Here is an 11,808-nt window from a genome sequence, read left to right as displayed (position 1 = left end):
TCGCTGCGTTGCGCGGTGCCGAAGCGTCGGACCGGCGGATCCTCACATATACCCCATATGCTCCGGTTCCTGTGCTCCGGGCGCCTTGCGCTAGATCCTACTCGTCGATTTCTTCAGCGCTTCCCTAATGCCCCATTGCATCTGCTTCGATTCAGATGACCTTACGATAACAGATACCTAAACCGGCACCTTCAACGATTCAGATAGAACCGCGTCCTGGCTTCTTACGACAAAGGTTACTTAAACCAATGAGTTATATTGACCAGGAGATGCGCCCAGTCACAGTCTAAGTCTCCGGCGGCGTGGTATCTATCGCCACTGCGGGAGTATCGTCAGATCAGGCAGAGGGCAACCAAACGACCAACCCCCGCACGAAGGCGGGGGTTGGAAGGAGTGTTGAGAGGAATGCGATCAGCCAGCCAGTTGCCGTTTGAGGCGCGGGCTGGCCAGCTCGCCGATCACGGTGACCACCACCAGCAGTGCCAGCAGCCAGGGCCACTGGTTCGCCATGTCGAGCGTCGCGATACCCAGCGCATCGATGAAGATCAGCACGATACCCAGCGGACTCACGTAGCGCACCATGAACAGCCACAGCGCATACTGGGGACGGGAAAGGCTGAGTTCTGACTTGAACACCTCGTTGCGCAACAGGAAGCCAGCCATCAGCGCCATGCCCAGGCCGCCCAGCGGCATCATCCAGCGCGAGGTCAGGTAATCCAGCCAGTCGAAGAAGTGCTTGCCGAGCAGCGTCCAGTCGGCCCCGACATTGAACGACAGCATCGCCAGGGTACTGACCAGCCACAACAGGATACCCACGCCCCATGCCGCACTGCGGCGCGAGACTCCCTTGCTCTCGTTGAGCCAGGCCACGGTGGCCTCGATCATCGAGATCGCCGACGTCAGCGCGGCCATCGACAGCATGATGAAGAAGATCGCTCCGAACAGGGTACCCAGCGGCATGGCCTGGAAGGCCAGTGGCAGACTCATGAACAGCAGGCCCGGCCCCGCGGCGGGGTCCATGCCGTTGGCGAAGATGACCGGGAAGATCGCCAGGCCGGCCATCAGTGCCACCACGGTGTCGGCGATGGCGACCGTGAAGGTGGTCCGCGCAATGGAACTGCGATCCGGCAGATAGGAACCGTAGGTGAGGATCGCCCCGGAAGCCAGCGACAGGGTAAAGAAGGCGTGTCCCATGGCTGCCAGCAAGCCTTCACTGGAAAGTTTGCCGACCTCGAAGGAGAACAGGAAAGCCACCCCCTGGGGGAATCCACCGGAGAACATGGCATAACCAATCATGATCGCCAGCATGAGCACCATGCCCGGCATCATCCAGCTCACACTGCGCTCGATGCCCTTCTGCACCCCACTGCCGACGATCAGCATGGTGATAACGGTCACCAGGGTGCTCCAGAAGCCTAGATTCCAGGGGTTGGCGTTGTTGGCCTCGAAGATGGCCGCCATGTCGGCGACCTCGTTACCGACCAGGCCACCGCTGAGGGTCTTCCAGAGATAAGCGAAAGACCAGCCTGCCACCACCACGTAGAACGACAGGATCATGAAGCCACACAGCATCGCCATCCAGCCGAACAGTGACCAGGCCGAGTGCCCTCCCGACTCCTTGACCACACGCCGGATGGCATCGATGGGGCTGCCACGCCCACGACGCCCGAAGCCGATCTCGACCATCATGATCGGCACGCCCACGGCCAGGATACAGGCGAGGTAGACCAGCACGAAGGCGCCACCGCCATACTCGCCGGTCATGTAGGGAAATTTCCAGATATTGCCCAGGCCCACTGCCGAGCCCGTCGCCGCCAGGATGAATCCCCAGCGCCCCAACCATAGGTTCTTGGGTTGTCGTCTTGCCGTCATCTTGAATACCTTCGGGGAGATTGTTGTTGTCGACGATTGTAGCGTTATTTTTTGCTGCAAATCAGGGGTTCGTCAGAGGTAAGACCGTTTAAACTTGCTGGAATTGCCACGATATGCCCGTACGGGGCGGTCATCGCCACACGGCTATTCGACCATCACATGATCGCCCCCACCGGATGGCGTGGCGGGGGCGATCAACGGACTATTCGTCGCCAGCGTCATTCACTCGGGCTTCAGTACCCCGCGACGGATCTGGTCTTCCTCGATGGACTCGAACAGGGCCTTGAAGTTGCCCTCACCGAACCCGTCGTTGCCCTTGCGCTGGATGATCTCGAAGAAGATCGGGCCGATCACTGTCTCGGTGAAGATCTGCAACAGCACCCCCTGATCCGGTGCGCCGTCGACCAGCAGACTCAGCTCACGCAGTTCCTCGACGTTTTCCTCATGGTTGGGTACGCGCTCGTCGACCTTCTCGTAGTAGGTGTCCGGCGTGGACATGAACTTGACGCCGTTGGCACGCAGGGCACGCACGGTGGCATAGATGTCGTCGGTGGCCATGGCCAGGTGCTGGATGCCTTCGCCGTTGTACTCGCGCAGGAACTCGGCGATCTGCGAAGCGTCGTCGGCGGACTCGTTGATGGGAATGTGCATCTTGCCGCAGGGCGCAGTCATGGCGCGGGAATGCAGGCCAGTCTGCTTGCCGGCGATGTCGAAGTAACGGATCTCACGGAAGTTGGCGATGCGGGTATAGAAGTCCGCCCACACATCCATCTGGCCACGCTCGACGTTGTGGGTCAGATGGTCGAGCACCTGGAGACCCACGCTGTTGTCGTTGGGGTTGCGGCCGGGGATCTTCTCGAAATCGACATCGTAGATGGTGCGCCCTTCGTCATCGAGCTTGTTGTCCACGAAATACAGTAGCGAGCCACCGATCCCCTTGACCGCGGGAATGCCGACCTCGCCAGGGCCCACCGGATTTCTCGCCGGCTCAGCGCCATTGGCCACGGCATGCTCGAAGGCCTGCTTGGCATCGGCCACCTTCCAGGCCATGGCACAGGCACTGGGACCATGCTGCTTGCCGAATTCGGCCGCGAAGCTGCCCGGTTCCGCGTTGAGCACGAAGTTGACCCCCTCCTGCTGGAACAGGAAGACCTCCTTGGAGCGATGCTTGCGGGTTTCGGTGAAGCCCATACGCGTGAACAAGGCACGCAGGTCATCGATGCCTTCCTGGGTCGGCGCGGTATATTCGACGAATTCGAAGCCATTGGTGCCGATGGGGTTATGAGCCGAAACGGCCGGTGACGATTGGGCAAGGGCGTTCATGGAGTCCTCCTGATTGTTGTCGGTGCAACCTGGATAACAGCCTAGAGCCCTGTCGCATCACGAGGAACGCCATGCCGCCGCCTAGCCACACCGCCGAGCGAGCCATTCGAGCCACTGCTGTCAGAAAATTCTTACAGCCTGGCTAAAAGCCCATTCCAAGGCACCTCGGCGGCGAAAAAGCCTGACATGGTGTATCGAAAAGTTTACAAATTGTGGCTGCACTACACTGATTCCCAGTGAACTCGGGGTTGCACAAGGCCAGGAGGTCGTCATGTCACAACAGTTCGCCATTCTGGGCATGGGTTTCTTCGGCGTTACCGTCGCCAAGGAATTGCACCGCCAGCATGACAAAGTGCTTGGGGTCGACCGTAGTGAAGCCCGCGTCAACGCCCTCGCCGATATTTTCAACCATACCGTGGTGGCCGATATCACCGAGGAGCAAACGCTGTCGGAACTGTCCTTGGGCGACTACGACGCCGTGGTCATCGATACCGACGACAACCTCGAAGCCAGCATGATCTGCACCTTGCTCGCGCGCGAATACCGACGACAACCTCGAAGCCAGCATGATCTGCACCTTGCTCGCGCGCGAGCAAGGGGCCCGTGAAATCTGGGTCAAGGCCCACTCGGACACGCATTACCGCCTGCTCGAGCACCTCGGAGCCGATCACGTGGTCTACCCCGAATACGATACCGGTCTGCGGGTGGCGGAAAGCCTGCATTACCAGGCGATGATGGATTTCATCGACCTGGGCGATCGCCAGTTCATCGTCGAACTGCAGACCACGCCGCATCTGCGCGAGAATTTCACGACGGTCGGCGACCTGGGCCTGGATCACAACAAGTTGTCCTTATTGGCCCTAAAACGCAGCGACAGGGTGATCAAGGCACCCGGTGACGACACCACCCTGGAGGACGAGGACAATCTGATACTGATGGGGGACCTGGATGATTTACGTTCCTTAGGCAAGAAACTTTAGGGAAGAAAAACGCCACCGCCCGAACACAAGGAAATCCTGGATGAGGTTTAGGCATCGTCTCACTCGACCGCTTCACCTGCACCCCCATGGATGGGTCATCCGGTTCTCGCCCCCGGAACTTCTATTTCTGGGATTTGCCTTGCTCAGTGCTGTCGGCACCCTGCTCTTGCTGCTGCCCATGGCCTCGACCGTTCCTCTGGCATGGCACGAGGCACTGTTCACCGCTACTTCGGCGGTCACGGTCACCGGCCTGGTTGTTGTCGATACCTCGCAATTGACGCTGTTCGGCCAGCTCGTGGTCCTTGGCTTGATCCAGCTCGGCGGTCTCGGCTTCATGACCTTTGCCGCGCTGACGCTGGTATTGCTGGGCATGCGCTTGCCACTCCAGCAACAGAGGTTGATTCGCGAAAGCTTCAACCAAACCTCCTTTAGCACCCTGGCACACCTCGTGCGCTTGGTCATCGGCTTCGCCTTGATCGCAGAAACCCTGGGTACCCTGTTGCTGGTCATGACCTGGATACCCCGGTTCGGCCTGTGGGAAGGCTTGTGGGTCAGCGTGTTCCATGCCATCTCGGCATTCAACAATGCCGGTTTCTCGACCTGGCCGGACAGCCTCACGGACGAAGTCGCCAATCCCCTGGTCAATGGTGTGGTCAGCGCGTTGTTCGTCATCGGCGGGCTGGGATTCGTGGTCATCGCCGAACTCGTACAGTTGCCCCGACAGCGCTCCCTGTCATTGAACTCGCGGATCGTGCTGCACGCCACCCTATGGCTAATGCTGGTAGCCATGGGCTCGTTGCTGTTGCTGGAGTGGAATAATCCCGCCACATTGGGTGGACTCGATAGCATCGGCACACGTCTACAAGCCGCCTGGTTTCAGGCCGTTACGCCACGCACCGCGGGGTTCAACACCCTGGATACCTCTGAGCTGACGACACCGACGGCGTTATTGACCATGCTATGGATGTTCATCGGTGCCGGCTCCAGTTCAACGGCCAGTGGTATCAAGGTCACGACCTTCGTGGTGCTGCTGCTGGTGGCACGCGCCTTCGTGGCCGGCAGACCGCAGCCAGCGATATTCTGGCGCGCAATCCCCGAAACGACTGCGTTCAAGGCGGTGGCCGTGGCCTTGGCTGGTATGCTACTGATCTTCCTCTGTCTGTTCGTGATGACCATCAACGAACCGGAAAAGCCATTTCTCGCCCTCGCCTTCGAAGCGGTATCCGCCTTCGGCACCGTGGGGCTATCGCGGGGGGTCACCAGCGAGCTTTCAGTGCCCAGTCAGCTGGCAGTGATCGTCACCATGCTACTGGGCCGCGCGGGTCCCATCACCCTGGGTTTCTTCATCACCACCCGCCAGCGCCGCGGCTTGAAGTATGCCGAGGAAAACGTACAAATCGGTTAGCCACTTTTCAGGCAATGCCTGAGGGAATCGACTCCTCACCCGAGCATGGCCCCGCTGGCCAGTCGCCAGGCGATCCACGCCATCATGATGGCGATCCCTCCATCGATGACGCGCCAGGCCATAGGGTTTTCGAGACGCGGCGCCAGCCAACCCGCCGCTGCCACCAAGCCGAAGAACCAGCCGAAAGATGCCATCGCCGCCCCGATGAAGAAGCCCCCAGGACTCGGTTGTACCGCACCGATCGCACCCAACATTACCACCGTCTCGAGGTAGACTTGCGGATTCAGCAAGGTCACGGCCAAGGTGGTCGCGAGTACCGCCTGCCACGTTCCTCTCGAGGCTACATCGGCAACCAGGCCATCGGCGGCCCAAGCACGTCGCAATGCCAGCGCTGCCTGCCAAGCCAGGAAGGCCGCGCCCCCCCAGCGTGCCACTTCCAGCAGTACCGCCTGTTCGGCCAACAGGCTTCCCACGCCCAGCACGCCGAGACCCACCAGCAGCCAGTCGCAGAGTGCACACACCGAGGCGACCAGCCAGCCGTGTTCACGCCGCAATCCCTGGCTGAGCACGAAGGCATTCTGCGCCCCGATGGCGACGATCAGGCCGGCACAGACGAATAAGCCGTGCAGAGTGGAAACCATCATCTTTTTTCCCATGTCCGCTTGCATTGGGGTCGCAGAATAGGCTTGATTGTGCAATAAATTAAATTAATTCAGAGAATATATGATTAATAAATCTGATGCTCGACTATAAACTCCTTGAAGCGCTAGCCGCGGTGATCGATCAATCGGGATTCGAACGCGCTGCCCAACACTTGGGGCTTACGCAATCCGCCGTCTCGCAACGCATCAAGCTGTTGGAGGCACGGCTCGGTCAACCGGTGCTGGTGCGCAGCCCCAAGCTAGCACCAACGCCGCTGGGTCGACGCCTGCTCAACCATGCCAGGCAGGTACGTCTACTCGAGCACGACCTGCTCGACCGTGTACCGGCACTCGGTGAAAGCGAACAGCGACTGCGCCTGGCGATCAACGCCGACAGCCTGGCCACCTGGTGGCCGGAAGGCATCGGAGATTTCTGCCGCGAGCGCAGCGTGCTCTTCGACCTGGTGGTGGAGGATCAGGAAGTCGCCCTCAAACGCATGCGCGACGGCGAAGTGGCCGGCTGCATCTGCGATTCCCCCCGTCCGGTACAGGGGGCACGCTCACATTCGCTCGGCAGCATGCGCTATCGTGCCTTGGCCAGCCCCGATTTCATCGCCCGTTATTTCCCCACAGGACTGTCTGCACAGACCCTGAAACGGGCCCCGGCCATCGTCTATGGCCCGGATGATCACCTGCAGCACCGCTATCTGGCCATGCATGGCGTGCACGAGCCCTTTCCCCACCACCTGTGTCCTTCATCGGAAGGCTTCGTGCGCATGGCACTGGCCGGCCTGGGCTATGGCATGATTCCCGAACGCCAGGCGGAAAGAGAATTGCGCGAGGGAGCTCTCATCGATCTAGATGCCGGTCATCATCTACAATCGGGGCAACTGGTGGAACTCGACCCCAGCCATTACATCGATGTACCGCTCTACTGGCACCATTGGCGCCATGGCGGCGAAACCCTCGAAGCCCTGACCCACCACCTGCTGAGGATCGGCAACGACTGGCTCGCCCCGGTCCCGACATGACCCTGTAATACGACGACACCCCGCCGGGGCGGGGTGTCGAAGCGTCGATCACGAATGCGATCAGGCGGCTACACTGCCATGCGGGTCGATAACGAATTTCTTCGCCGCGCCACCATCGAAGTCGGCGTAGCCCTGCGGGGCCTGGTCGAGGGTGATCATCTGGACGTTGACCGCATCGGCGATCTTGACCTTCTCGAATAGAATCGCCTGCATCAGCGGACGGTGATACTTCATCACCGGGCACTGGCCGGTGTGGAAGCTGTGGGACTTGGCCCAGCCGAGGCCGAAGCGCATGCTCAGCGCGCCTTGCTTGGCGGCGTCATCGGCCGCGCCCGGATCTTCGGTCACGTACAGGCCCGGAATGCCGATCTGGCCGCCGGCGCGGGTCATCTGCATTGCCGAGTTCAGAACGGTGGCCGGTGCTTCCTTGCCGTGGTTGCAGCCACAGGCGTGGGCTTCGAAGCCGACGCAATCGACGAAGGCATCGACTTCACGCTCGCCGAGGATCGCCTCGAGCTTGTCGGCCATGTCGCCGTCCTGGGTCAGGTCGATGGTTTCGCAACCGAAGCTGCGTGCCTGCGCCAGACGGTCTTCGATCATGTCGCCGACGATCACGCAAGCCGCCCCCAGCAACTGGGCGGAGACCGCCGCCGCTAGGCCGACTGGGCCGGCACCGGCGATGTAGACAGTGGACCCCGGGCCGACGCCGGCGGTGACGCAGCCGTGGAAGCCGGTGGGGAAGATGTCGGACAGCAGGGTCAGGTCGCGGATCTTCTCCATGGCCTGGTCGGCGTCCGGAAACTTCAGCAGGTTGAAGTCGGCGTAGGGCACCATGACGTATTCGGTCTGGCCGCCGACCCAGCCGCCCATGTCGACATAGCCGTAGGCCGCCCCGGGGCGAGCCGGGTTGACGTTGAGGCAGATGCCGGTCCTGCCTTCCTTGCAGTTGCGGCAGCGGCCACAGGCGATGTTGAACGGCACCGAGACCAGGTCGCCCGGCTTGATGAACTCCACGTCGCGGCCGCACTCGACCACCAGGCCGGTGATCTCGTGGCCCAGCACCAGGCCGGACGGCGCGGTGGTGCGCCCACGCACCATGTGCTGGTCGCTGCCACAGATGTTGGTAGTGACCACCTTCAGGATCACGCCGTGGTCGCACTTGCGATTGCCCAGTGCCAATTCCGGAAAGGGAATCGATTGCACTTCCACCTTGCCGGGGCCCTTGTAGACCACCCCGCGGTTGCCTTGACTCATTGGCTGGCGTCCTTCTGTTGTTTTCGAATGCGGCATCAGGGATCGATGCTGTTCCACGCCGCCGCCGAGGCAGCGGTGCGGGCTTTCAGAGTAGACGTCCACCATTGAGGCGATGTGCTCAGAAAGGCACCGGCATATCCAAACCCGACCACTGGACACGGCGCCCTCCTCGCGCAGACGAAAGCCCGGTGGTGGTACACCGGGCTTTCGCTACCGTCAGGGCCACGACGGCGGGAACTTCCTACTGCTGCTTCAGCAGCTCTTCGACCTTCGTCACCCTATCGTCCATGGTCTGCTCGCGATCGGTACGGGTACCAAGCTTCAAGGTCGTATTGACCCGCGGGGCGCCCATCTCGTGAAGCACTTCGTGGCAGCGCTTGGTGACGGCGATCACATCGTCCCAAGGGCCCTCGACGTTAGTGCCATGGGCATGCAGGCGATGGTTCAGATGGGTGTCACGGATCACCTTCTCGCAGGCCGCGATATAAGGCGAAACCGATGCCTCGACACCGATGGGAATGATGCTCACGTCCGCGATCACATGCATCGCTTCGTCCTCCCTTGTGACGCTCCTCAGCCTGATCGGCCAAGGCAATCAACGACTTTCTGGTCTAGGCTATCGTGTATATAGCCTTAACCTGTTGAATCCCTGCTTAACCAGTAGCAAGCTAACGAGGTTGTTGCAAAGCGGCAAGGAACGCCTTGCTCGAGACCCGTATCGCGCTCTGACGCGCAAATCGATTCGGAGTTCGGCACATGACCAGTGATACTCGCATCGGCCCTATTGCCCTCCCCGACACCCGAGCTCGTCGCGTCTTCGAACAACTTCTCGAGGGATCCGGGGTGACCCTCAATGGCGATCACCCGTGGGATATCCAGGTCTTCCATCCCGATTTCTTCTCTCGCGTCCTGCATCAAGGCACGCTTGGGCTCGGTGAGTCCTATATGGATGGCTGGTGGGAGTGCAGTCGCATCGACGAAATGGCCAATCGCCTGCTACGCCACGGGCTCGGCGAGCGTGCCCATACCCCCTCGGAACGCCTCATGTATCGCCTGCAGGCCGGCTTCCTGAATCTGCAGAGCAAGGCCCGCGCTTACATTGTAGGCGAGGCTCACTACGACTTGGGTAACGACCTCTTCGAACGGATGCTCGATCCAACCATGTGTTACTCGTGTGGCTACTGGAAGGACGCCACCACTCTGCACGAGGCGCAAACGGCCAAGATCGACCTGGCGGCGCGCAAACTCGCGCTGGAACCCGGCATGCGCGTCCTCGACATCGGCTGTGGCTGGGGTAGTTTCGCCGAGCATGCCGCCCGGCATTACGGTGTCGAGGTCACCGGCATCACCATTTCCAAGGAACAGGCCGCGCTTGCCCGTGAGCGTTGCGAGGGCCTGCCGGTGGAGATTCTGCTGCAGGACTATCGTGACCTGACGGGTTGCTACGACCGGATCGTGTCGATCGGCATGTTCGAACACGTCGGCCATCGCAACTATCGCACCTATTTCAACACCGTCGAATCACTGCTGGCATCCGATGGCCTGTTCCTGCTGCATACCATCGGCTCCAACAACTCCGACATCACTGTCGATCCCTGGATCAACAAGTACATCTTTCCCAACGGCGTGCTGCCCTCGGCAATGCATATCACCCGTGCCTGCGAAGGCTACCTGCTGATGGAAGACTGGCAGAACTTCGGTGCCGACTACGACCGCACCCTGATGGCCTGGCTCGGGAACGTCGATGCCCACTGGCACGAAATCGCCGACCACTACAGCGAACGCACCCGTCGCATGTTCCGCTATTACCTGTCGGTATGTGCCGGCGCCTTTCGCGCGCGCAACCTGCAACTGTGGCAGATCGTCTACTCCCGGGGACGGACCGGCCGCTACGATGCCCCGCGTTAGTCGCGTCGTCGCCAAGAGGGAAGACTGGCTCTCTCCATAACCCCGATGCCGACTACGACCGCACCCTGATGGCCTGGCTCGGGAACGTCGATGCCCACTGGCACGAAATCGCCGACCACTACAGCGAACGCACCCGTCGCATGTTCCGCTATTACCTGTCGGTATGTGCCGGCGCCTTTCGCGCGCGCAACCTGCAACTGTGGCAGATCGTCTACTCCCGGGGACGGACCGGCCGCTACGATGCCCCGCGCTGAATGGGCCAGCCAAATCAACGCTATTTCAATGTCGGCAATCTCTTACACCTAGGGACGAGTGACGCCGACTCCCCACCAGGCGTATTATTAGCGCCCTTGACGGGCGCCCGGCGCTCGACTTCGTCGTGTCGGCCTGCAGCAGTCTGGGAATGCCGACGCCAAAGGCGAATGCATAGCAGCAATCCCATCACGCAGCAGGAAGCCAACCAGGAGGCCATTGCGCATGCCTTCCGACACGAGTGCGCTGCTCGAGACCCTGGGAAGTCTCGAACAGCTCAAGAAGATGACCGAACGCATTCCCGGCATGATCTTCCAGTTTCACCGCAGTGCCAGTGGACGGATGCGGTTTCCCTATCTTGCCGGCAGTGTTGCCCTGATCCGCGGAGTCGAGCGACGCCTGTTGGCCGACGATGCCCACCATGCGTTCGATAGAGTCGATCCGGAGGACTTTCCCCGCTTGATGGCCGCCATCGAGCGCTCGGCCAAGAACCAGACGCCGCTGGCCACCCAGTTTCGCCTGCGCCAACCCGACGGCGAGGTACACTGGATCGCCGCTCGCGCCCAACCCGAGCCCTTGGGTAACGGCACCCTGTGGCACGGCCTGATGCTGGATATCAGCGAACAGATCGCCTACCAGGCGCATTTGCGCGAACTGTCCGATACCGACGAACTGACCGGCCTGGCCAATCGCCGCAAGCTGATGTGTCGCCTGGATGAAGAGATTTCACTGAGCAACCGCCACAGCACCCCTTTATCGTTGATGCTGATCGATCTCGATCACTTCAAGCGCATCAACGACACCTGGGGACATCTGCAGGGGGACCAGGTACTCACGGAGCTGGCCGGGCTATGCACCGACGCCTTGCGGGAGGAAGACCTCGTTGCCCGGCTGGGCGGCGAAGAGTTCGCCATCATGCTACCACTGACGCCCCTGTCACGTTGCCAGCCCCTGGCGGAACGGCTTCGCCAGTCTATCGCTGCCCACGACTTCGGCATCACCCAAGGGCGGGTGACCGTCAGCATCGGGGTCGCCGAACATCGTGTGGGGGAGTCCAGGGACGTCCTGATAGAGCGTGCCGACCGAGGCCTGTATGCCGCCAAACACCGGGGGCGCAACCTGGTGATCAGCGTCGAGTGACC

The 11,808-nt window shown here is 61.1% G+C and carries 12 protein-coding genes; 7 read left to right on the top strand and 5 right to left on the bottom strand.

The genetic code is table 11. The annotated features are described in order from the left end of the window. Nucleotides 1–411: 411 nt before the first annotated feature. Nucleotides 412–1,872 (bottom strand): sodium-dependent transporter, encoded by a 1,461-nt coding sequence (locus ACFOEV_RS21925; protein WP_386777168.1) that lies wholly within the window; start codon nucleotides 1,870–1,872, stop codon nucleotides 412–414. 222 nt (nucleotides 1,873–2,094) lie between these two features. Then, complete coding sequence (gene hppD, locus ACFOEV_RS21920) at nucleotides 2,095–3,195, bottom strand: 4-hydroxyphenylpyruvate dioxygenase (protein WP_386777166.1); 1,101 nt, start codon at nucleotides 3,193–3,195, stop codon at nucleotides 2,095–2,097. Between the two features lie 271 nt (nucleotides 3,196–3,466). Here hppD and ACFOEV_RS21915 point away from each other — a divergent pair, with 271 nt between their 5' ends. The 3 genes from ACFOEV_RS21915 to ACFOEV_RS21905 all read left to right on the top strand — a co-directional run bounded on the left by ACFOEV_RS21915 (nucleotide 3,467) and on the right by ACFOEV_RS21905 (nucleotide 5,580). Further along, entirely contained in the window at nucleotides 3,467–3,802 is a 336-nt protein-coding gene (locus ACFOEV_RS21915) for an NAD(P)-binding protein (protein WP_386777164.1), read from the top strand. Then, complete coding sequence (locus tag ACFOEV_RS21910; RefSeq protein WP_386777162.1) at nucleotides 3,762–4,175, top strand: potassium channel family protein; 414 nt, start codon at nucleotides 3,762–3,764, stop codon at nucleotides 4,173–4,175. The genes ACFOEV_RS21915 and ACFOEV_RS21910 overlap by 41 nt, the downstream gene beginning before the upstream one ends. Before the next feature lie 139 nt (nucleotides 4,176–4,314). Next, nucleotides 4,315–5,580 (top strand): TrkH family potassium uptake protein, encoded by a 1,266-nt coding sequence (locus ACFOEV_RS21905; protein ID WP_386777161.1) that lies wholly within the window; start codon nucleotides 4,315–4,317, stop codon nucleotides 5,578–5,580. A 35-nt stretch (nucleotides 5,581–5,615) separates the two neighbouring features. Here ACFOEV_RS21905 and ACFOEV_RS21900 read toward each other — a convergent pair whose 3' ends face one another. After that, nucleotides 5,616–6,224 (bottom strand): LysE/ArgO family amino acid transporter, encoded by a 609-nt coding sequence (locus ACFOEV_RS21900; protein WP_386777159.1) that lies wholly within the window; start codon nucleotides 6,222–6,224, stop codon nucleotides 5,616–5,618. A 95-nt stretch (nucleotides 6,225–6,319) separates the two neighbouring features. On the opposite strand from ACFOEV_RS21900, the gene ACFOEV_RS21895 reads away from it, so the two are divergent. Continuing rightward, complete coding sequence (locus ACFOEV_RS21895) at nucleotides 6,320–7,252, top strand: LysR family transcriptional regulator ArgP (protein ID WP_386777157.1); 933 nt, start codon at nucleotides 6,320–6,322, stop codon at nucleotides 7,250–7,252. Nucleotides 7,253–7,312: 60 nt separating this feature from the next. Here the strand turns inward: ACFOEV_RS21895 and fdhA are convergent, their stop codons facing one another. Together fdhA and ACFOEV_RS21885 are read right to left on the bottom strand one after the other, a co-directional pair. Then, nucleotides 7,313–8,506 carry a formaldehyde dehydrogenase, glutathione-independent gene (gene fdhA / locus ACFOEV_RS21890; protein WP_386777155.1) on the bottom strand — a complete coding sequence of 398 codons (1,194 nt, stop codon included), beginning with the start codon at nucleotides 8,504–8,506 and terminating at the stop codon, nucleotides 7,313–7,315. A 241-nt stretch (nucleotides 8,507–8,747) separates the two neighbouring features. Then, the gene (locus ACFOEV_RS21885) at nucleotides 8,748–9,053 is read right to left on the bottom strand and encodes an MTH1187 family thiamine-binding protein (RefSeq protein WP_386777153.1); all 306 of its coding nucleotides are present in this window, start codon (nucleotides 9,051–9,053) and stop codon (nucleotides 8,748–8,750) included. A gap of 209 nt (nucleotides 9,054–9,262) precedes the next feature. Here ACFOEV_RS21885 and cfa point away from each other — a divergent pair, with 209 nt between their 5' ends. The 3 genes from cfa (at nucleotide 9,263) to ACFOEV_RS21870 (ending at nucleotide 11,806) form a co-directional block, all read left to right on the top strand. After that, nucleotides 9,263–10,414, top strand: a complete 1,152-nt coding sequence (gene cfa / locus ACFOEV_RS21880; RefSeq protein ID WP_386777151.1) for a cyclopropane fatty acyl phospholipid synthase — start codon at nucleotides 9,263–9,265, stop codon at nucleotides 10,412–10,414. Next, the gene (locus ACFOEV_RS21875) at nucleotides 10,324–10,668 is read left to right on the top strand and encodes a class I SAM-dependent methyltransferase (protein ID WP_386777149.1); all 345 of its coding nucleotides are present in this window, start codon (nucleotides 10,324–10,326) and stop codon (nucleotides 10,666–10,668) included. Before cfa ends, ACFOEV_RS21875 begins: the two co-directional genes overlap by 91 nt. 223 nt (nucleotides 10,669–10,891) lie before the next feature. After that, nucleotides 10,892–11,806 (top strand): sensor domain-containing diguanylate cyclase, encoded by a 915-nt coding sequence (locus ACFOEV_RS21870; protein WP_386777147.1) that lies wholly within the window; start codon nucleotides 10,892–10,894, stop codon nucleotides 11,804–11,806. Nucleotides 11,807–11,808: the final 2 nt, after the last annotated feature.

Source organism: Litchfieldella rifensis (assembly GCF_042646605.1).
GTDB lineage: Bacteria > Pseudomonadota > Gammaproteobacteria > Pseudomonadales > Halomonadaceae > Litchfieldella > Litchfieldella rifensis.
Note: the sequence above shows the minus strand (reverse complement) of the source record. Positions and strands in the feature narration are given on the sequence as shown.